The organism is Bosea beijingensis, from assembly GCF_030758975.1.
GTDB classification, from domain to species: domain Bacteria; phylum Pseudomonadota; class Alphaproteobacteria; order Rhizobiales; family Beijerinckiaceae; genus Allobosea; species Allobosea beijingensis.
Window position 1 is genome coordinate 4,250,157 of record NZ_CP132359.1, and the last position, 19,254, is coordinate 4,269,410.

The following is a 19,254-nucleotide window of genomic DNA, read 5'->3' on the forward strand; positions in this document are numbered from 1 at the left end:
TTCGTGAGATATCCTGGAGGCGCAGGCTTCGCCGTCGGTCCGCCTGCGCAGTTGCGCCATAGATGGGGTGCTTCAGCCGTTCTGTCCATCGGGCGGGACGGGCAAATCGACGATCAGCGGTTCGTGCCCCGTGCTCCGGAAGAAGGCCAGCAGATCGTCGCGGCTGACTCGCAAGGTTGCGGTGTTGATCAAAGGATGGAAATTGACGTCCTCGCCGGTCGCGAGCGTCGCATCCAATACCATTGTGACGTCGCCCGCGCGGTCGTTGATCACGGCGAAGGCCGTGACGGAGCCCGGCGTGACGCCGAGCTTCTCCAGCAGCAATTCGGCCGAGCCGAAGGAGAGCCGGCCGCTGGCGCCGATGCGCTCATGCAGCCGCTTCAGATCGATGCGCGCGTGGGCTTCGGCCGAGACCAGGAAGATTCGGCCCTTCTTGTCCTTGAGGAACAGGTTCTTGGTGTGATGGCCGACCATCTCGTCACGATGCGGCGCCGTCTCGGCGACGGTGAAGACCGCCGGATGGTCGGTACGATGGAAGGCGATGCCCTTCTCGGCGAGATAGGCACAGAGCTGTTCGGGTGTGATGGGCGCGGTCATGGTGAGGCGATCGACAGCGGCAGGGTTCGAGGCGGCAATGAAAATGCCTGCCGGGCGGCAGGAGCGGGCCGGAAAATGCCTAGCTCTGCATGGCGTCGACAGCAAGACGGGGGCGGCGAATTAGGAGTTTTGTGGAAGGCGGCAAAAAAACTTTCGCCGGGGTGCTTGCGCTTCGCGGCGCTTTGGGGCAATAACCCGGCCGCGCCGCCAGCACGGCGCGACTGTCTCGGATGCGGGTGTAGCTCAGGGGTAGAGCACAACCTTGCCAAGGTTGGGGTCGAGGGTTCGAATCCCTTCGCCCGCTCCAGACAATCTCAAGGCTTGAGAAGCATGCGAGCGTCGGATCTTCCGGCGCTTTTTGCTTTTTGGGCCTGAGCTTCCTGGCCGGAAGCTATCCGGCTGCGAACGAAAAAGGGCGCCGTCCGGCGCCCTTTGTATTTCGGCCGTGCTGTTCAGCTTGCCTCAGGTCAGTTCCGCGCCACGCTTCTCGGGGATGAGGAGCCACATCGCGAGAAGGTCGAGGATGTAGAGGGCCGCCAGCAGCGCGATGGCAGTCTGGAAGCCGTGCGTCGCTGCGATCGCGCCGACCACGACCGGGCCGAAGCCGCCGACTCCGCGGCCGATGTTGAACAGCACGTTCTGCGCGGTGGCGCGCGCCGCCGTCGGGAAGAGCTCGCTGATCAGCGCGCCATAGCCGCCGAGCATGCCGTTGACGAAGAAGCCCATGACGGCGCCGCCGACCAGAAGCTGGAACGGGTCGGTCAGGCGCGAATAGACCATCACCATCACGGCGGCGCCGATCATGTAGCCGAAGAAGGCTGGGCGTCGGCCGATCCGATCCGCGATATGGCCGAAGGCGAAGATGCCGAGCGCCATGCCGCCGATGGTCACCGCCGTCCACACCGCCGACTGGGTGAGCGCAAAGCCGAACCGCGTGGCGAGATAGTTCGGCAGCCAGATCATCACGCCGTAATAGCCGAAATTCTGGACCGAGCAGAGTATGACCATGCCGAGGCTGAGCTTGGCGGTCTCGCGATCCTTGACCAGCAGGCCAAGCGCGGATTCCTTCGGCCGGTCCTTGGAACGGGCGACGAAGACCTCGGGCTCGTGCAGGGAGTGGCGGATGAAATAGGCCGCGACCGCCGGCAGGATGCCGATGGCGAACATGCCGCGCCAGCCGATCGAGGGCAGCAGCAGCGGGGTGGCCAGCGCGGCGGCGAGCACGCCGACCTGCCAGCCGAGGCCGACATAAGAGGAAGCGCGGGCGCGCTTCGAGGCCGGCCAGGCCTCGGCGACGAGCGCCATGCCGATGCCGAACTCGCCGCCGAGGCCGAGGCCGGCGATGGTGCGGTAGATCAGCAGGTCCCAGTAGCCCTGCGCCAGGGCGCACATGCCGGTGAAGACGGCGAAGAGGACGATGGTCCAGGTCAAGACGCGGACGCGGCCGATGCGGTCCGAAAGCATGCCGAAGCCGATGCCGCCGAGCACGGCGCCGACCAGCGTCGCGGTGACGAGCGAGGCGGCCTGAGCCTGGCTGAGCTGGAGATCGGCCGAGATCGCGCGCAGCATGAAGCCGAGGATCAGCAGGTCGAAGCCGTCCATCGCGTAGCCGATCGCCGCCCCCCACAAGGCCTTGCGCGCCTTGCTATCGACTTCCGTGGGTGCTGCGGCTGCTGCCGCCTGAAGATTGCTCATGATGAAAGCCCCTTGTCTGCTCCAGCCAGGCCCCGCGGAGCGGCGATGTCGGCACGGCATCGCTCTTGTTCAGATCATGTCGCATCTCATGGTGCCTGAGCCGGCGCAATGAGCGCCTGTGCTCCAGCCTGTGGATGCCGGGGGAAACCCTGCAACGATCGTTTTTCGGCAACGCCGGGGCGATCCTGCGGCGGAGCCGGCGTTCGGAGAGGAGATGTGGCGAAACCGGACTGCGGGTGGCGGCTAAAATCGCCGCGCGGAGGGATTGACCTGCCGGGCGCACGCGATCAGAAGGGGCCGTTTGCCAATTCGACTTGCCCTGCGCCCCTTGCCGTTGCCGGCGAGCGGCGTCGCTCAGCCCGGAGACACCGCCATGTCCAACCTGTTCACCCCGACCGACAGGGCCGTGATCGCGCGCGAAGCGGCCAAGATGCTGCTCGAGATCAAGGCGGTGCATTTCTACAGCGACAAGCCCTTCTTTTTCACCTCGGGTTGGGCGAGCCCGGTCTATATCGATTGCCGCAAGATCATCTCCTACCCGCGCCTGCGCTCGACGCTGATCGATTTCGCGGCGACCACGATCGTGCGCGATATCGGCTATGAGTCGCTCGACATCATTGCCGGCGGCGAGACGGCGGGCATCCCCTTCGCGGCCTGGATCTCCGACCGCCTGTCGTTGCCGATGCAGTATGTCCGCAAGAAGCCGAAGGGCTTTGGCCGCAATGCCCAGATCGAAGGCTCGGTCGTCGAGGGTGCGCGCACGCTGCTGGTCGAGGACCTCGCCACGGACGGGCGCAGCAAGGTCAATTTCGCCGAAGCGCTGCGCAATGCCGGCGCCGATGTGCAGCACTGCTTCGTGCTGTTCTATTACGACATCTTCCCGAAGAGCCGCGAATTGATGACCGAGATCGGCATCAACCTGCATTATCTCACCACCTGGTGGGACGTGCTCGCCGTCGCCAAGGATAGCGGCCATTTCGAGCCGAAGATCCTGGCCGAGGTCGAGAGCTTCCTGAACGACCCGGCGACCTGGTCGGCCAAGCATGGCGGCATCTCCGCTTTCGGCGAGGAAAAGAAGCCGGCCTGAGCCATGGCTTCGGACCTGCAACTGCGATTCGATCGCGAGAGCGGGCAGTTGCATGATGGACGCGGCCGGGTCTTCGATCCGGCGGCGCGACGCTGGCGCGAGACGACGGATGCGGTGCAGGGCGAGCCTGTCTCTCCGGCCGGCGCCCTGGACTGGCTGCAGCGCGAGAGCGGTAATCCGCTGCGGACGCCGGTCGCCGTGATCGGGACGCGCACGCCGACGGCTTCGCAAGCCGCTGCCGCTGCCACGATCGGGCGTTTGCTTGCAGGGCATGGCGTGACCGTGCTGTGCGGCGGCCGCGCCGGGGTGATGGAAGAGGTCTGCCGCGGCGTGGCGGAAGCCGGCGGCCTGTCGATCGGCCTTCTGCCCGATGACGAGCCGGAAGCGGCCAACCCTTTCGTCACCGTTCCATTGGCGACCGGGATCGGCGTCGCCCGCAATGCTTTGATCGCCCGGGCGGCCTGCTGCCTCGTCGCGATCGGCGGCGGCTACGGCACCCTGTCCGAAATCGCTTTCGCCCTGCAGTTCAAGCGACCGGTCTTCCTGCTGGAGGATGCGCCTTCGGTCGATGGCGCGCAGGCCTGCACTGACGCGGAAGCGGCACTCGATGCGGTGGCGCGCGTGATCCTGGCGCTCTGAGCGCCGAGTTTCACGGCTTTTCTGAGCGGCTGGCAACGGCGGCGCTGCGCGCTTCCAGCGCCTTGCCGACGCGGCGCATCGCTTCGCCCGCGGCATTGCATTCCTCGTCGGTGAGGACCTGCATCATCGCTTCGATCTCGGCGACATGGATCGCCATCGCCTTGCGGGTGACAGTCTCGCCCGCGGGGGTCAGCCAGAGGCGCCGCAAGCGCCGGTCGGCGGCGTCGTTGCGCCGCTCGATCAGGCCGCGCTTCTCCAGCACCGGCAGCAGCATGCTCATCGCGCTGCGCCCGACCAGGAGCTTCTCGGCCAGCGCCTGCTGCGACAGGCCGGGGACGTGGAAGATGTTGGCGAGCACGTCGTAATGCGCGAGCTGGATGCCAAGCGGCGCCAGCGACTCGGTGAGCACCTTCTCCCACATGTTGTGGGCGCGGGCGATGGAAACCCAGTTGCGGAAGCGCGGCAGATCCCAGGGCAGGACTTGCGTCTCGGAAAGCTCTTGCTTTTTGTTCATGGCTGAACATAATAGTTCAGCGTTGAACAAAATCGGATCTTCGCCATGAGCGCTTCCGCCCTCCGTTACATGCGCCCGCTGGTCCGGGCCGCGAGCTTCGTCGCGCCGCGCACGGCCGGCCGGCTGGCCTTCCGCCTCTTCTGTACCCCGCCGCGGCCGGCAAAGCGAAACGGAAACGGCGGCACGGGCGAGCAGGCGCTCCCGGCGAAGCTGCGGCAGGCGAGCCCGCGGGCGATTCCCTTCCCCTGCGGGAGCGTGCAGGCCTATGTCTTCGAGCCCGAGGAACGCGCGCCGACCCGGACGGTGCTGCTGGTTCATGGCTGGACCGGGGATGCCGCCTCGATGACCGGCTTCGTCGAGCCACTCCTGGCGGCGGGTTTCCGGGTCGTCGCCTTCGATCTGCCCGGCCATGGCGCTTCGACCGGGCGCGAGCTCAATATCCCGCTCGGCGTCGCGAGCCTCGCCGCCGTGGCGCGGGTATTCGGGCCGTTCCATGCGATCGTCACGCATTCCTTCGGCGGCGCGATCACGCTTGCGGCGCTGGCCGGCTCGGTCAGGGGCCAGCCGACGGTGAGCGCCGACCGGCTCGTTCTGATCTCGGCGCCCTCCTCGATCACTGGAATCACCCGGCAGTTCGGCCATGCGATCGGGCTTGGCAGGCGCGGGCAGGCGGCGTTGGAACGGCGCATCCATATCGTCGCGGGTAACCCGGTCGAGGCCTTCGAGGCGCCGGCACAGCTCAAGGCGATCGGTTTGCCGACGCTGGTGATCCACGATCGGCAGGATCGCGAGCTCGGCTTCCAGCATGCGCAGGCATTGGAGCAGGCCGGCCCGTTCGTCCGGCTTGAGGCGACGGAGGGGCTGGGCCACCGCCGCATCCTGAAGGCGCGGCCGGTGGCCGAGAGCGTGGTCCGCTTCGTCGCAGGCGAGGGCTAGCTCAGAGCCAGCCCATCAATTCGCGCTGGACGACCTCGGCGATGGCGTCGATGCCTTCAGGGGAATCGTTGAGACAGGGCAGATAGGCGAATTTCTCGCCGCCATTGTGCAGGAAGATCTCGCGGTTCTCGCCGTCGAGTTCCTCCAGCGTCTCCAGGCAATCGGCAGAGAAGCCCGGCGCGACGATGGCCATCGACTTCCTGCCGGCCCGGGCCAGCGCCTTCACCGTCTCGTCGGTATAGGGCTGGAGCCACTCGTCCGGACCGAAGCGCGACTGGAAGGTCAGCGGGAACTGTTCCTCGGAGAGGCCGAGTTCGGCGCGCAGCAGGCGCCAGGTCTTCACGCACTGGCAGTAATAGGGGTCGCCCTTCAGCAGGTATTCCTTGGGCATGCCGTGGAAGGAGCAGAGGGTGACCTCGGGCTCGAAATCGAGCTTCGCCAGCGAGGCGCGCATCGAGCGGGCGAGCGCGCCGATATAGACGGGGTCGTCGTGATAGGGCGGGGCGACGCGCACCGAAGGCTGCCAGCGCATCTGCATCAGCGCGCGAAACGCCTGGTCGCAGGCGGTGGCCGAGGTCGGCGCGGCATATTGCGGATAGAGCGGCACCAGCAGGATGCGGTCGCAGCCCTGGTCGAGCAGGGCTTTCAGCCGGCTCTTCACGTCAGGAAAACCGTAGCGCATCGCCCAGTCGAAGACGACCCGCTCGCCGGCCAGCGGCTTCAGGCGCTCGGCGAGCTGTTCGGTCTGCGAGCGGGTGATCGTCTTGAGCGGGCCTTCGTCGCGCTCCTTGTTCCAGATCAAGGCGTAATCCTTGCCCTTCCGGCCGGGCCGGGTCGACAGGATGATCAGGTTGAGGATCGGCCACCATTTCCAGCGGGGCTCCTCGATGACGCGACGATCCGAGAGGAATTCCTTGAGATAGGCGCGCATCGGCCAGTAGCCGGTGCCCTCGGGCGTGCCGAGATTCATCAGGAGCACGCCGATGCGCCCGTATTGCACCTTGGGATGGTCGGGTGGCAGGGATGCGGCTTCACGGCCCGGTGCCGCGGCAATGTCAGCAGTCATGAGCGCAGGCTCTCCTTGAACCCGTGGTTTAGACGAGTTCGCGCTTTCGTCCAGCCTTGAAACCCTCCGAAAGGTGAGGTGCGACACTGCCGCCACCGGCTTTTCCCGCTGTGCCGTCCTCTGGTCAGCCCGCCCGCAGTTTTGCTAGTCTGGAGCGGTTCTCAGAACGTAAGGCGCCCGCATGACGAAGCTTACCCGCCGCAAGGCTCTCGGCGTCCTGGCGGCCCCGGCGACACTCGCTGCGACCGCGCCTGTGGCGATGGCCCAGCAGCCGGCGCCGAGCTTCACGCTGCTGCTGGTCAACGACATCTACAAGATGAGCGACGACAAGGGTCGCGGCGGCTTCGCGCGCGCCGCCGGCATCGCCAAGGCCGAGCGGGCGAAGGGCGTGCCGGTGCTGTTCTGCCATGCCGGCGATTGCTACTCGCCCTCGCTGATGTCGGGCTTCGATCAGGGCGCGCATGTTGTCGCGATGCAGAACAAGATGGGCATCGACGTCTTCGTGCCCGGTAATCACGAGTTCGATTTCGGCAAGGAGAACTATCTCAAGCTGACGGCGGCGCAGAGCTATCCGACCTTCGCCGCGAATCTGCGCGATGCCGCCGGCAGCATCCTGCCGCATCACAAGGATTCGCAGATCTTCGAGCTCGGTGGCATCAAGGTCGGCGTCATCGGAACGGCCTTCGATCCGACGCCGCAGGTCTCCTTCCCGGGCGACCTGAAATTCTCCTCGACCATGGAGGCGCTGCGCCGCGAGGCGAAGGCGTTGAAGGGGCAGGGCGCCGATATCCTCGTCGCGGTCGTCCATGCCGACAGGGCGATGGATTACGAGATCGTGCGCTCGCGCGTCGTCGATATCGTGCTCACCGGCCACGACCACGATCTCGCCATCGCCTATGACGGCAAGGTGGTCATGGTCGAGTCGAACGAGGAGGGCAACTACGTCACCGCGATCGACATCGCCGTCAATGTGCGGGGCGAGGGCGCGGGGCGACAGGTCTCGTGGACGCCAACCTTCCGCGTCAACGATTCCCGTTCGGCGACGCCCGATCCGGAAGTCGCCGCCATTGTGAAGGGCTACGAGAGCGAGCTGTCGAAGGAACTCGATGTCGATATCGCGACGCTGGCCGCGCCGCTGGATTCCCGCACCGGCGTCATCCGAACCCAGGAGACCGCGATCGGCAACCTGATCGCCGATGCGCTCCGCTCCGCGACCGGCGCCCAACTCGCCATCACCAATGCCGGCGGCATCCGCGCCAACAAGCAATATGCGGCCGGGCAGAAGCTGACGCGCCGCGACGTGCTGAGCGAATTGCCCTTCGGCAACGCGACGGTGATGGTCGAGATCACCGGAAAGGACGTGAAGGACGCGATCGAGAACGGCCTGCGCGATGCGCCGCAGGGCGCGGGGCGCTTTCCGGTGGTCTCCGGCCTGACATTCGAGGCCGATCTCAAGCAGCCTCAGGGCTCGCGCGTGATTTCGGTCACGGTCGACGGCAAGCCGATCGATCCTGCGGCGAAGTACACCGTCGCTTCCAACAATTTCATGCTGGAAGGCGGCGATGGATATACGGCGCTCGGCCGCGGCCGGACGCTGGTCGGCCTCACCGACGGCAAGCTGATGGCGAATGAGGTGATGGTCTATGTCCGCAGGCTCGGCACGGTCGATGCCAAGGTCGAGGGCCGGGCGGTCCTGAAGTGAGTTGCCGCGACGCGCTCGCAGCCTTCCTCGCGAGCGAAACTTCAATGGGCTGGCGTGAGCTGCCGGTTTTCGCCGCAGGCGGAGCCGCCGCGCGCGCCTGTGCCGCCGTCGATGCCGAGCGGATGGCCGGACATGTCGTGGCGCCGGCGCCGGAACGTGTTTTCGCAGCGCTGGCGTTGACGCCGCTCGACACGGTCCGTGCCGTCATCCTGGGCCAGGATCCCTATCCGACGCCGGGCCATGCCAACGGGCTCGCCTTCTCCTATGTCGGCCCGCCGCCGCTGCCGCGCTCGCTCGTCAATATCTACAAGGAGCGGGCTGCCGATCTCAGCGAGCCCGCGCCGGCCGATGGCGACCTGACGCGCTGGGCCAAGCAAGGCGTGCTGCTGCTGAATACCGCGCTGACCGTGCGGGAAGGTGCGAGCAAGGCAGGCTCTCATCTCTCGCTCGGCTGGGGCGCGGTGACCGATGCTGTGATTGGGGCGGTCTCGCGCGAGCGGCCGCATGCCGTCTTCCTGCTCTGGGGCGCGCCGGCGCAGGCGAAACGGCCCCTGATCGACGAGAGCCGGCATCTGGTCATCGCGAGCGCCCATCCGTCGCCGCTGTCGGCGCGGCGGGGCTTCTTCGGCTCCAAGCCGTTCAGCCGGGCCAATGCCTGGCTGAAGGGACAGGGGGAGCAGACGATCGCGTGGTGAGGTCGGCGAAAGAGCTTATCCCACCGGCCGCTCGTCCGCGATGACCTTGCCGTCGTTCGGCAACGCGCCGAGCGGCAGGATTTCAACCGCCCCCTTCAGCTTGGTCACCTGCTGCAAGGTCGAGGAGACCGCGTCGATCAGGCCGGCGGGCTCGGCGTAGATCTCGGCTTTCAGCGTCATCGTGTCGGTCTCGTTGGCGCGGCCGACGACGAGGCGAAGTTTCGCGATCTCGGCATGGCGCTTGGCGATCTCGGCGACCTGCTCGGGCCGCACAAACATGCCCTTGATCTTGGCAGTCTGGTCGGCGCGGCCCATCCAGCCCTTGATCCGGGTGTTGCTGCGCCCGCAGGCGCTGACGCCAGGGAGAATGGCGGTGAGATCGCCGACGGCGAGCCTGATCTGCGGATGATGCGGATCGAGATTGGTGATGACGACTTCGCCGACCTCGCCCTCGGGAACCGGATCGCCGGTGCCTGGTCGAACGATCTCGACGATCAGGTTCTCGTTCAGCACCATGCCCTCGCGCGCCGAGGTCTCATAGGCGATGACGCCGACATCGGCGGTGGCATAGAGCTGGTAGGCATCGATGCCGCGTTCTTTCACCCAGGCCTGCAGCGAGGGCGGGAAGGCGGCGCCGGAGACGACCGCGCGCCTGATCGAGGAGATGTCGACGCCGCGCGCATCGGCCGCTTCGATCAGGATCTTCAGGAAATCGGGCGTGCCGGCATAGGCGCTCGGCCGATAGGCCGAGATCACCTCCATCTGCTGCTCGGTATTGCCAGGGCCAGCCGGAATGACGGCGCAGCCGAGCGCGCGGGCAGCCGAATCCATGATGAAGCCGCCCGGCGTCAGGTGATAGCTCAACGTGTTCAGCACGATGTCGCCCGGCCGGAAGCCGGCGGCGTAAAGGCCGCGCGCGGCGCCCCAGCTATCGGTCGCGGTGCCCTCCGGCTCGAAGATCGGGCCGGGCGAGGTGAAGAGCCGGCCGAAGGAGCCGGGCTTCTCAGTGACGAAGCCGCCGAAGGGGAGGGATGCCTTTTGCAGCGCAGGCAATTCCGCCTTGCGCAGGATCGGCAGGCCGGCCAGTGCTTTGCGATCGGTGATCGCGGCGGGGTCGATACCGGCGAGCCGCTCGGCATAGGCCGGGGCCTTCAGGGCTGCGGCCAGCACTGCCGGCAGGCGGGCGAAGAGATCGGCCTCGCGGGCTTCGGGCGGGCGGGTCTCCAGACCATCGTGATGTGTGTTCATCTGTCGGGTCCCAGGGTCTTGATCTCGGAAGGCGCCTTCAGCGGATGATCCGCAGGATGCGCAGGAAATTGAGCAGGCCGACCAGCGCGCCGGCGACATAGGTGAAGGCCGCTGCCCGCAGCACGCCGCGCGCGGCCGGAAGATCGCGCTGGTCGAGATAGCCGTCGCCGGCGAGGATCGGCAGCGCCTTGCCGAAGCTGGCGTCGAGCTCCAGCGGCAAGGTGACGAGATGCACGACGAGGCCAATGCCGAGCAGGGCGATCGCCAGCCCGACCTGCATCAGGCCGACCGCCGGCACATGCGTCACCACCGCGACGAGGGGGGCGGTGATCATCACGGCCATCGCCACCTTGTCGACGATGAAGAGAGTGCGGGCCAGCATGCTGCGGGCGGCGAGCAGGCTGCTGCCCTGAGCGTGCTGGATGGCGTGGCCGACCTCATGCGCGGCAACTGCAACGGCCGTGATCGAGCGGCCGTCATGGTTGTCGCGCGACAGCCTGACTGCGCGCGCCTGCGGGTCGTAATGGTCGCCGCCCTCGGTCGTCTCGACAGTCACGGCTCCGAGCTGGAAGCGGTCGAGCAGGTGGCGTGCCAGTTCGCCGCCGGTCCCGGGCAGATCGGCGCGCGCCACCGCATGCCGGTTCATCTCGCTGCGGACCCAGGCCTGCGGTCCGAAGACCAGCAGGAGCACGAGCAGGGCTGCCACGACATAGAGCATCGAGCCGATCGCTCCGGGAGCCGTCTCAGGACAGCCAGCGCTTGCGGCGCTTGTAGCTCTTCACCTCGCGGAAGGACTTCTTGTTGCCCTCGGCGACGCCGAGGTAGAATTCCTTCACGTCCTCGTTCTCGCGCAGCATCTTCGCCTCGCCGTCCATGACGACGCGGCCGGTTTCCATGATGTAGCCATAGGTCGCGTAGCGCAACGCCATGTTGGTGTTCTGCTCGGCGACGAGGAAGGAGACCCCCTCGTCGGCATTGAGCTGGCGGACGATCTCGAAGATCTCCTCGACGATCTGCGGGGCGAGGCCCATCGAGGGCTCGTCGAGCAGGATCATCTTGGGGTTCGACATCATGGCGCGGCCGATGGCGCACATCTGCTGCTCGCCGCCGGAGGTGTAGCCGGCCTGCGAGGTCCGCCGCTGCTTCAGGCGCGGGAACAGGGTGTAGATCTTCTCGAGGTCGCGCTTGATCGCGGCATTGCCGTCGCGACGGGTGAAGGCGCCGGTCAGCAGGTTTTCCTCGATCGAGAGATGACCGAAACAGTGCCGGCCTTCCATGACCTGGATGCAGCCGCGCCGGACCAGTTCGTTCGGAGACATCTTGTCGACGCGCTCGCCGTCGAAGACGATCGAGCCCTTGGTGACCTCGCCGCGCTCGGCCTTGAGCAGGTTGGAGATCGCCTTCAGCGTCGTGGTCTTGCCGGCGCCGTTGGCACCGAGGATCGCGACGATGCCGGCGCGCGGCACGGTGAGCGAGACGCCCTTCAACACCAGCACGACATGGTCGTAGATGACCTCGATATTGTTGAGCGACAGGATGGTGTCGCTCGCGGTCGCGGCGGCCTGCTTTTCGAGGGTCGCGGTCGACATCGGCCTCTCCCGGGCAATCGGTAGCGATGGGGTGCCGGCGGCGGGGACCGCCGCCGGCTGCCGTCAGATCAGGACGACTTTTCGCAGGGCTCGGTGCGCTTGGGCCAATTGCCGGCCTTCTCGACATAGTCCTTGGCGTTGGACTCGATCAGCGGCCGGACCTCGTCCTTCAGGGGCTCGACCCAGTCGCCCTTCTTGGTCCACTTGGCGCCGTCCCACTCGGAGACGAACATCTTGCTGTGGCCGGAATGGTCGGTGCAGGAGATCGTGGTCGGCGTGACGAAACCGCCGAGGCCGATCTCCTTGAGGCGAGCCTCGGTCAGGTTGAGCGATTCGAGGCCACGGCGCATGTCCTCGGAATTGATCACCTTCTTGCCGGTAAGCTTCTGCGCGTTGCGGATGCCTTCGACGACGAGCATCGCGTTGTAGACGCCGCGGTTGTAGAGGGCCTCGCCGACCTTCTCCTTCGGCGTCGTGCTCTTGCCCTTGTCGACCACGAACTTGACGATGTCCTGCATCGCGGGCGCCTCGGTGCCGCTCAAGGTCCAGCTCAGCGACTTGTAGCCCTTGGCCTGATCGCCGCCGGCACGGGCGTCGTCGTCACCGCCGGCCCACCAGACGCCGACGAACTTGTTCATCGGGAAGTTGTTCTTGGCCGCTTCCTTGACCGCGGTCGGGTTCATCGCGCCCCAGCCCTGGTTGTAGAGGTAGTCCGGCCGGTCGCGGCGGATCGAGAGCCAGAGCGAACCCTGGTTCTGCATGTCGGCTGCGGCCACCGGATAGAGCTTCAGCTCGAAGCCGTATTTCTTGGCGAGGTTCTCGAGAACCGGGATCGGCTCCTTGCCGAAAGGCGCGTCGAGATGGATCAGGCCGAGCTTCTTGCCCTTGAGCTTGTCCATGCCACCGAGCTCGGCCGCCATGTGCCGGACCATGACGGAGGCGCCGTCCCAATAGGTGAAGGGCGGGATGAAGACCCAGGGGAAGTTCGTGCCGTCCGCCGAGGAGGACAGGCCGTAGGCCATCGACAGGATCGGGATCTTGTCGACATGGGCGCGCGGGATCGCGGCCAGCGTCGCGCCGGTCGACCAGGGCGAATAGACGATGGTGTTCTTCGACTTGGCCTGCTCGTAGCACTCGATCGACTTCTTGGTGTCGTAGCCGGTCTCGCATTCCTCGTAGACGACCTTGACGCCGTTCACGCCGCCGTCGCGCTCGTTGATCATCGTGATGTAGTCGCGCATGCCGTCGCCGATCGGGATGCCCGAGCCCGAGAACGGGCCGGTGCGATAGGCGTTGTTGGCGAAATAGACGCTGTCCTGCGCCATCGCCGGGGCAAGCGCGCCGGCGGCGAACAGGGCTCCGAGCGCTGCACCCTTCAACAGATTGCTGGTCTTCATGGACTTCCTCCGTTCGTTTCCTCCCGACCAGACTGCTGTCGGATCGGTCTTTATCCGCCGGCGCTTCACTGTCGCCGGTCGTTTCTTGGGCCTTTCCCGCAGCCTCAATACGGGAAAGGCCGATTCAATAAGGGAAAGGCCATGTGCGCAATTTCTGCTTCCCGATCTGCCAGAGCCTGGCGAGCCCGTGTGGCTCGACGATCAGGAAGGTGATGATCAGCGCGCCGACCAGCATGAAGGTCACATGCTCGGCGGCTGCGCCCTGGATCGGGATGCCTAGCGCCGGCAGGCCGAATTTCAGCGCGGTCGGCAGGATCGAGAGGAAGGCCGCGCCGAAGAAGGAGCCGATCAGGGAACCGAGGCCGCCGATGATGACCATGAACAGGATGTTGAAGGAGAGGCGGATCGAGAACACGTCCGCCGCCTCGCCGCCGCCGTACCAGAGGAAGATCATCATCGCGCCGGCGACGCCGCAGAAATAGGAGGAGACGGCGAAGGCGGCGAGCTTGGCGTTGAGCAGCTTGATGCCCATCAGCTCGGCGGCGATGTCCATGTCGCGCACCGCCATCCAGGAGCGGCCGAGCTTGCCGTGGACGATGTTGGAGGCGAACCAGGTCAGCACGACGACGAGGCCGAGGCAGACGAAATAGCGTGTCTCCGGCGTCGCGGCGGCACCCGTCAGGGGGATGTTGAAGAGCGTGCGCTGCGGCACCTCGATCGCGCCCGAGGCATTGTAGTTGAACAGCCAGGGCACGCGCACGAAGGCCCATTGCAGGAAGAACTGCGCGGCGAGCGTCGCGACGGCGAGGTAGAAGCCCTTGATACGCAAAGAGGGCAGGCCGAAGAGCACGCCGATGCCTGCCGAGAACAACCCCGAGACAAGGATCAGGACGATGATGTTCACGCCCGGGAAGAGCGTGGTGAGCTTGTAGCAGCTATAGGCGCCGACACCCATGAAGGCAGCGGTGCCGAGCGAGATCAGCCCGGTATAGCCGGTGAGGATGTTGAGCCCGATCGCCGCCAGCGAGAAGACCAGGAAGGGGATCATCACCGAGGCGATGAAGAAATCGCTGCCCAGGAAGGGGATCGCGACCAGGGCGATCGCCAGGATGACGGCGATGCCGATCCGGTCCTCCTTGAGGGGGAAGACCGCCATGTCGCTGGCGTAGCTGGATTTGTATTGGCCGGCCTCGCGGTAGAGCATGTCGTCCGGCTCCTCAGATGCGTTCGATGATCTTGTCGCCGAACAGGCCCTGCGGCCGGAACAGCAGGAAGCCAAGGGCGATGAAATAGGCGAGCCAGCTCTCGATGCCGCCGCCGATCAGCGGGCCCCAGTAGAACTCGCCGAGCTTCTCGCCGATGCCGATGATCAGGCCGCCGACGATGGCGCCGGGGATCGAGGTGAAGCCGCCGAGGATCAGCACCGGCAGGGCCTTCAGCGCCACGATTTCCAGCGCGAAGGAGACGTCCGAGCGGGCGCCCCACATGATGCCGGTGATCAGCGCGACGATGCCGGCGGTGAACCAGACGATGACCCAGATCTGGTTGAGCGAGATGCCGACCGAGAGCGCCGCCTTGTGGCTGTCGGCGACCGCGCGGAGCGCGCGGCCGATGCGGGTGTACTGGAAGAAGACGGCGAGCGCGGCGATCATCAGCGAGGCGATGACGGCTGCGGCGATGTCGATCTTCTGCAACGAGACCAGCCCGCCGAGGATCTGCAGATCGACCGCGCCTTTCGGCAGATAAAGTTGCTCGGCAATCATCTGCTTGGGATTGCCGCCGAAGAGCGATTCGCCGAAGCCGATCAGGAAATAGGTGATGCCGAAGGTCGCCATGAACAGGATGATGTCGGGCTGGTTGACCAGCGGGCGCAGCACCACGCGCTCGATGGTGACGGCGAGCGCGAACATCACGCCGAGCGTCAGGATGACCGCAAGGAAGGCCGGAACGCCCTTCTCGTAGAGACCGACCAGCGTCAGCGCCGCGAACACCACCATGATGCCCTGGGCGAAGTTGAAGACGCCGGAGGCCTTGAAGATCAGCACGAAACCGAGGGCGATCAGGGCGTAGAGCACGCCGGAGACGAGCCCTTCCCAGACGGTCTGGACCAGCAGGTCCGGTGCCTGGACCATCTGCTGGAACGGATCGACGAAGATCGCGTAGAGCGTGTTTGAGGAATCGAAGCGGATGCCGATGATGCCGGCGAGCAGGATGGCGCCGAGGATCAGCGCGGCCCGGACACGGAAGCTGCCGAAATTGACGCCTGCGGGGCGGGTGGCGATGTCGCTCATGTCTCCACGCTCCTCAATGCGCCACGCCGAGATAGGCGTCGATGACCTTCTGGTTCGCCTTGACTTCGTCAGGCGTGCCGTCAGCGATCTTGCGGCCGTATTCGAGCACGACGACGCGGTCGGACAGGTCCATGACGACCCCCATGTCGTGCTCGATCAACGCAATGGTGGTGCCGAACTGGTTGTTCACGTCGAGGATGAAGCGGCACATGTCCTCCTTCTCCTCGAGGTTCATGCCGGCCATCGGCTCGTCGAGCAGGAGGAGCTCCGGCTCCATGGCGAGCGCACGGCCGAGCTCGACGCGCTTCTGCAGGCCATAAGGGAGTTTGCCGACCGGCAATTTGCGGATGTGCTCGATCTGCAGGAAGTCGATGATGTCCTCGACGACGCGGCGATGCGCGATCTCCTCCTGCATTGCGGGGCCATGGCGCAGGGCCTGCCAGAAAAAGCCCTTCTTCATCTTGAGCGTGCGGCCGGTCATGATGTTGTCGAGCGTCGACATGCCCTTGAACAGCGCGACGTTTTGGAAGGTGCGGGCGATGCCCCCGGCAGCGGCGCGGTGCGGGCGCATCTTGGCGCGGCGCTCGCCCTTGAAGACGATCTGGCCTTCCTGCGGCTGGTAGAAGCCGTTGATGCAGTTCAGCATCGAGGTCTTGCCGGCGCCGTTCGGGCCGATGATGGCGCGGATCTCGCCCTTGCGGATGTCGAAGGAGACATCGGTGATCGCCTTCACGCCGCCGAAGCGCAGCGAGATGTTTTCGACCGAGAGCAGGACCTCGCCCTTGGCGCGGATGGGGGTGCCGGTCACGTTGATCGGTTCCGCGTTCATGCCGCCTTCGCCGAGGACGGCGCCTCCTGTCCGGTCGGGTAGATCTTGGCGTCGCGCACCTTGACGCGGGCCGCGATCACGCCCTTGCGCCCGTCCTCGAAGGTGACTTCGGTCGAGATGTCGGCGGCGTCCGAACCGTCATAGAGCGCGGTGACCAGCGGGGCGTAGCGCTCCGCGATGAAGCCGCGGCGGACCTTCTGGGTGCGGGTCAACTCGCCGTCGTCGGCGTCGAGCTCCTTGTGCAGGATCAGGAAGCGCTTGATCTGCGCGCCGCCCATCATCGGCTCGGAGGCGAGCGAGCGGTTCACCTCGTCGACATGTCTGGCGATCATGTCATAGACGAGGTCGTGGCCGGCGAGCTCCTGATAGGAGGCATAGACCACGTTGTTGCGCTCGGCCCAGTTGCCGACGGCGATGAGGTCGATATTGAGCGCCACGGTCGCGTGGTCGCGGCCCTGGCCGAAGGCGACGGCCTCCTTGATGTTCGGATAGAATTTCAGCTTGTTCTCGATGTATTTCGGCGGGAACAGGTCGCCGCTCGCGAGCTTGCCGACATCCTTGGCGCGGTCAATAATCTTGAGATGGCCGCCATCGTCGAAGAAGCCGGCATCGCCGGAGCGGACATAGCCGTCTTCTGTCATCGTCTCGGCGGTCTTGTCGGGGTCCTTGTAGTAGCCGCCGAAGATCGAGGGCGAGCGGTAGAGCACCTCGCCATTGTCGTCGATGCGGATCTCGACCATCGGCGCGGGCTTGCCGACCGTGTCGGCCTTGATCTCGCCGTTCGGCTGCATGGTGATGTAGACGCCGGCCTCGGTCTGGCCGTAGAGCTGCTTCAGGTTGACGCCGATCGAGCGGTAGAAGCGGAAGAGCTCGGGGCCGATCGCCTCGCCCGCCGTATAGCCGACCTTGATATTGGTCAGGCCGAAGCGGTTGCGCAGGGGGCCGTAGACCAGCCAGTCGCCGAGCTTGTAGAGCAGGCGGCCCTTCAGCGGCACGCTCTCGCCGTTCAGGATCTGCTCGCCATAGCGCTTCGCGACGTCGAGAAAGTAGTGGAACATCTTCCGCTTCAGGGCGCCGGCATCCTCCATGCGGACCATGGTCACGGTCAGCATGTTCTCGAAGACGCGCGGCGGGGCGAAGGCGTAGGTGGTGCCGACCTCGCGGCGGTCGTCGATCACCGTGTCCGGGCTTTCGGGGCAGTTGACGCAGAAGCCGGCCAGCATCGCCTGCGCATAGGAGAAGACGTGGTCGCCGACCCAGGCGATCGGCAGATAGGCGATGACCTCGTCGGTTTCGTTCAGCCCGTCGAAGCCGCAGCCGATCTCGGCGGCGATCAGCACGTTGTAATGGCTGAGCATCACGCCCTTGGGCCGCCCGGTGGTGCCGGAGGTGTAGAGGATGATGCCGAGATCGGAGCCCTGGCCCTCCTCCATTTCGCGGGTGAGCGCGGCCTGCGCCTGCGGGTCCTTCAGTGCCTTGGCGCCATCCGCGATCACCGTCTCGATGGCGTGGAGCTTGCTGTGGTCGTAGTCGCGCAAGCCGCGGGGTTCGTCATAGAGCATATGCCGGAGATGCGGCAGGCGATCGGCGATCGAGAGCAGCTTGTCGACCTGCTCCTGGTCCTGAACCACGGCGAAGACCGCCTCGGCATGGTCGAGGACATAGGCCATCTCCTCGGCGACGCCATCGGCATAGACCGGGACGGGAATCGCGCCGATCCATTGCGCGGCGCACATCGACCAGTAGAGACGCGGCCGGTTCTGGCCGATGATTGCGACCTTCTCGCCGCGCTTCAGGCCGAGGTCGTGCAGGCCCTTGGCGAAATTGCGGACGTGTTCCGCGACCTCGGCCCAGTTCCAGGACTGCCAGATGCCGAGATCCTTGTGGCGGAAGGCGACGCGCGAGGCGCGCTCCTTCGCGTTGCGCAACAGCAATTTCGGAAAGGTATCCGCCTGGCCGGCGGTGCCGCTTGCCACGATTGCGTTCTCCCTATCGAGCCGCCATGCGTCGTGGCGACTTCCGCGGGCCGGTTTCCGGCCTCGTTCTCATGCAAGACTTGCAGGCGGCCATCATCCTTGCAAGGACCCGCTTGACAGACAATTCGCCTTTTGGTGACTATTGTCCCGCCGAAGTTTGCTTTTCACGCGGATGTGTTGCGTGGCTTTTTGCTTCGGCCCTGATTTTCCTCACGAATTCGATAGATTGAATCGGCGGGCGGAACCGTGCCTGCGACGGTGGCGGACCGACTCATGCTTCATCATCTGTCTTTCGGCGTTGCCGATATCGAGCGTGCCTGTGCCTTCTACGACGCGGTGCTGGCGCCGCTCGGCTATGTCTGGCAGGATCTGCGCCCTGGTGAGGCTGGGCAGGCGGTCGGGTACGGTGTGCCCGGAGGAGGCGACAAGCTCGCGCTGAAGCACCGGCCGGACGGGCAGAGGCCACCGGGGGCGGGCTTCCATCTCGCCTTCGCCGCGCCGGATCGGATGGCGGTCGACCGGTTCCATGAAGCGGCGCTTCGACAGGGCGGGCGCGACAATGGCGCGCCAGGTCTGCGCGCGCATTACGGGCCGCATTACTACGCGGCCTTCGTGATCGATCCCGACGGCCATGCGATCGAGGCGGTGTTCAACGCGCCGGTGTAGTCACTTCGGACGTCAGGCGCTGCTATCACTGCCGAACGAGAACGCCCGCCATTCCCGGGGGACGACGGGCGATCCGTAGCGCGGATGAAGCGCTCGAATTCAGCGACGGTGCGAGATTTCGCGAGGAATCCCGCCGTGCGGATGTCTCTCTGTCCCAATCCTAACCGGCTTGCAGGCCTGGAACGGATCGATCCAGTTTCCCCAGAGACGGCGGGCGATGTCGGACTGCGCGGCGGCATATTCGACGATCTGGTCGGTGACCCGTTTCGTCATGAGGTCGAGGAGGCCAAACATGGCGGCGGTTCCTTTCTCAGCCCGGGCTGTTCG

General features: G+C 65.9%; 19 protein-coding genes and 1 tRNA gene. 7 read left to right on the top strand and 13 right to left on the bottom strand.

The window, feature by feature from the left end:
• Positions 1-72: 72 nt before the first annotated feature.
• Positions 73-597 (bottom strand): prolyl-tRNA synthetase associated domain-containing protein, encoded by a 525-nt coding sequence (locus tag Q9235_RS20155; protein WP_306223594.1) that lies wholly within the window; start codon positions 595-597, stop codon positions 73-75.
• A gap of 232 nt (positions 598-829) precedes the next feature.
• Between Q9235_RS20155 and Q9235_RS20160 the strand changes: the two genes are divergently transcribed.
• A tRNA-Gly gene (locus Q9235_RS20160) sits at positions 830-904 on the top strand.
• 155 nt (positions 905-1,059) lie between these two features.
• On the opposite strand, the gene Q9235_RS20165 is transcribed toward Q9235_RS20160, so the two are convergent.
• Positions 1,060-2,292, bottom strand: coding sequence for an MFS transporter (locus Q9235_RS20165; RefSeq protein ID WP_306223595.1), 1,233 nt, complete (start codon positions 2,290-2,292; stop codon positions 1,060-1,062).
• Positions 2,293-2,665: 373 nt separating this feature from the next.
• On the opposite strand from Q9235_RS20165, the gene Q9235_RS20170 reads away from it, so the two are divergent.
• Positions 2,666-3,379, top strand: a complete 714-nt coding sequence (locus Q9235_RS20170) for an orotate phosphoribosyltransferase (protein ID WP_306223596.1) — start codon at positions 2,666-2,668, stop codon at positions 3,377-3,379.
• A 3-nt stretch (positions 3,380-3,382) separates the two neighbouring features.
• Positions 3,383-4,018, top strand: coding sequence for a TIGR00725 family protein (locus Q9235_RS20175; RefSeq protein WP_306223597.1), 636 nt, complete (start codon positions 3,383-3,385; stop codon positions 4,016-4,018).
• 10 nt (positions 4,019-4,028) lie between these two features.
• On the opposite strand, the gene Q9235_RS20180 is transcribed toward Q9235_RS20175, so the two are convergent.
• On the bottom strand, positions 4,029-4,562 hold the full coding sequence (locus Q9235_RS20180) for a MarR family winged helix-turn-helix transcriptional regulator (protein WP_306223598.1): 534 nt from the start codon (positions 4,560-4,562) through the stop codon (positions 4,029-4,031).
• Positions 4,563-4,577: 15 nt separating this feature from the next.
• On the opposite strand from Q9235_RS20180, the gene Q9235_RS20185 reads away from it, so the two are divergent.
• Positions 4,578-5,468, top strand: coding sequence for an alpha/beta fold hydrolase (locus tag Q9235_RS20185; protein ID WP_306223599.1), 891 nt, complete (start codon positions 4,578-4,580; stop codon positions 5,466-5,468).
• A gap of 1 nt (position 5,469) precedes the next feature.
• Here the strand turns inward: Q9235_RS20185 and hemH are convergent, their stop codons facing one another.
• The gene (gene hemH / locus Q9235_RS20190; protein ID WP_306223600.1) at positions 5,470-6,534 is read right to left on the bottom strand and encodes a ferrochelatase; all 1,065 of its coding nucleotides are present in this window, start codon (positions 6,532-6,534) and stop codon (positions 5,470-5,472) included.
• Positions 6,535-6,715: 181 nt separating this feature from the next.
• Here hemH and Q9235_RS20195 point away from each other — a divergent pair, with 181 nt between their 5' ends.
• A complete protein-coding gene (locus Q9235_RS20195) occupies positions 6,716-8,236 on the top strand; it encodes a bifunctional metallophosphatase/5'-nucleotidase (RefSeq protein ID WP_306223601.1) in 1,521 nt (506 codons plus the stop codon).
• Between the two features lie 44 nt (positions 8,237-8,280).
• The gene (ung, locus tag Q9235_RS20200; RefSeq protein ID WP_306223602.1) at positions 8,281-8,931 is read left to right on the top strand and encodes a uracil-DNA glycosylase; all 651 of its coding nucleotides are present in this window, start codon (positions 8,281-8,283) and stop codon (positions 8,929-8,931) included.
• Positions 8,932-8,946: 15 nt separating this feature from the next.
• Here ung and Q9235_RS20205 read toward each other — a convergent pair whose 3' ends face one another.
• From Q9235_RS20205 to Q9235_RS20240, 8 genes are all read right to left on the bottom strand, one after another.
• Positions 8,947-10,179: a phenylacetate--CoA ligase family protein gene (locus Q9235_RS20205; protein ID WP_306223603.1), complete on the bottom strand. Its 1,233-nt coding sequence runs from the start codon at positions 10,177-10,179 to the stop codon at positions 8,947-8,949.
• 37 nt (positions 10,180-10,216) lie between these two features.
• Positions 10,217-10,897: a zinc metallopeptidase gene (locus Q9235_RS20210; RefSeq protein WP_306223604.1), complete on the bottom strand. Its 681-nt coding sequence runs from the start codon at positions 10,895-10,897 to the stop codon at positions 10,217-10,219.
• Positions 10,898-10,922: 25 nt separating this feature from the next.
• Positions 10,923-11,768 carry an ABC transporter ATP-binding protein gene (locus tag Q9235_RS20215; protein ID WP_306223605.1) on the bottom strand — a complete coding sequence of 282 codons (846 nt, stop codon included), beginning with the start codon at positions 11,766-11,768 and terminating at the stop codon, positions 10,923-10,925.
• 68 nt (positions 11,769-11,836) lie between these two features.
• On the bottom strand, positions 11,837-13,165 hold the full coding sequence (locus tag Q9235_RS20220) for an ABC transporter substrate-binding protein (protein WP_306223606.1): 1,329 nt from the start codon (positions 13,163-13,165) through the stop codon (positions 11,837-11,839).
• A gap of 124 nt (positions 13,166-13,289) precedes the next feature.
• Positions 13,290-14,369: a branched-chain amino acid ABC transporter permease gene (locus tag Q9235_RS20225; RefSeq protein ID WP_306223607.1), complete on the bottom strand. Its 1,080-nt coding sequence runs from the start codon at positions 14,367-14,369 to the stop codon at positions 13,290-13,292.
• Between the two features lie 13 nt (positions 14,370-14,382).
• Positions 14,383-15,297 (bottom strand): branched-chain amino acid ABC transporter permease, encoded by a 915-nt coding sequence (locus Q9235_RS20230; protein ID WP_306228373.1) that lies wholly within the window; start codon positions 15,295-15,297, stop codon positions 14,383-14,385.
• Positions 15,298-15,469: 172 nt separating this feature from the next.
• Positions 15,470-16,285, bottom strand: a complete 816-nt coding sequence (locus tag Q9235_RS20235; protein ID WP_306223608.1) for an ABC transporter ATP-binding protein — start codon at positions 16,283-16,285, stop codon at positions 15,470-15,472.
• A complete protein-coding gene (locus Q9235_RS20240; RefSeq protein WP_422678388.1) occupies positions 16,282-18,264 on the bottom strand; it encodes an AMP-dependent synthetase/ligase in 1,983 nt (660 codons plus the stop codon). Before Q9235_RS20240 ends, Q9235_RS20235 begins: the two co-directional genes overlap by 4 nt.
• A 270-nt stretch (positions 18,265-18,534) precedes the next feature.
• Between Q9235_RS20240 and Q9235_RS20245 the strand changes: the two genes are divergently transcribed.
• On the top strand, positions 18,535-18,927 hold the full coding sequence (locus tag Q9235_RS20245) for a VOC family protein (protein ID WP_306223610.1): 393 nt from the start codon (positions 18,535-18,537) through the stop codon (positions 18,925-18,927).
• 99 nt (positions 18,928-19,026) lie between these two features.
• Here Q9235_RS20245 and Q9235_RS20250 read toward each other — a convergent pair whose 3' ends face one another.
• Positions 19,027-19,221, bottom strand: coding sequence for a hypothetical protein (locus Q9235_RS20250; RefSeq protein ID WP_306223611.1), 195 nt, complete (start codon positions 19,219-19,221; stop codon positions 19,027-19,029).
• Positions 19,222-19,254: the final 33 nt, after the last annotated feature.

Excerpts from the sequence above, each read along its gene's own strand:
- Q9235_RS20155 (WP_306223594.1), bottom strand. The coding sequence starts at position 597 with ATGACCGCGCCCATCACACCCGAACAGCTCTGTGCCTATCTCGCCGAG.
- Q9235_RS20165 (WP_306223595.1), bottom strand. The coding sequence starts at position 2,292 with ATGAGCAATCTTCAGGCGGCAGCAGCCGCAGCACCCACGGAAGTCGAT.
- Q9235_RS20170 (WP_306223596.1), top strand. The coding sequence starts at position 2,666 with ATGTCCAACCTGTTCACCCCGACCGACAGGGCCGTGATCGCGCGCGAA.
- Q9235_RS20175 (WP_306223597.1), top strand. The coding sequence starts at position 3,383 with ATGGCTTCGGACCTGCAACTGCGATTCGATCGCGAGAGCGGGCAGTTG.
- Q9235_RS20185 (WP_306223599.1), top strand. The coding sequence starts at position 4,578 with ATGAGCGCTTCCGCCCTCCGTTACATGCGCCCGCTGGTCCGGGCCGCG.
- hemH (WP_306223600.1), bottom strand. The coding sequence starts at position 6,534 with ATGACTGCTGACATTGCCGCGGCACCGGGCCGTGAAGCCGCATCCCTG.
- Q9235_RS20195 (WP_306223601.1), top strand. The coding sequence starts at position 6,716 with ATGACGAAGCTTACCCGCCGCAAGGCTCTCGGCGTCCTGGCGGCCCCG.
- ung (WP_306223602.1), top strand. The coding sequence starts at position 8,281 with ATGGGCTGGCGTGAGCTGCCGGTTTTCGCCGCAGGCGGAGCCGCCGCG.
- Q9235_RS20205 (WP_306223603.1), bottom strand. The coding sequence starts at position 10,179 with ATGAACACACATCACGATGGTCTGGAGACCCGCCCGCCCGAAGCCCGC.
- Q9235_RS20210 (WP_306223604.1), bottom strand. The coding sequence starts at position 10,897 with ATGCTCTATGTCGTGGCAGCCCTGCTCGTGCTCCTGCTGGTCTTCGGA.
- Q9235_RS20215 (WP_306223605.1), bottom strand. The coding sequence starts at position 11,768 with ATGTCGACCGCGACCCTCGAAAAGCAGGCCGCCGCGACCGCGAGCGAC.
- Q9235_RS20220 (WP_306223606.1), bottom strand. The coding sequence starts at position 13,165 with ATGAAGACCAGCAATCTGTTGAAGGGTGCAGCGCTCGGAGCCCTGTTC.
- Q9235_RS20225 (WP_306223607.1), bottom strand. The coding sequence starts at position 14,369 with ATGCTCTACCGCGAGGCCGGCCAATACAAATCCAGCTACGCCAGCGAC.
- Q9235_RS20230 (WP_306228373.1), bottom strand. The coding sequence starts at position 15,297 with ATGGTCCAGGCACCGGACCTGCTGGTCCAGACCGTCTGGGAAGGGCTC.
- Q9235_RS20235 (WP_306223608.1), bottom strand. The coding sequence starts at position 16,285 with ATGAACGCGGAACCGATCAACGTGACCGGCACCCCCATCCGCGCCAAG.
- Q9235_RS20245 (WP_306223610.1), top strand. The coding sequence starts at position 18,535 with ATGCTTCATCATCTGTCTTTCGGCGTTGCCGATATCGAGCGTGCCTGT.
- Q9235_RS20250 (WP_306223611.1), bottom strand. The coding sequence starts at position 19,221 with ATGTTTGGCCTCCTCGACCTCATGACGAAACGGGTCACCGACCAGATC.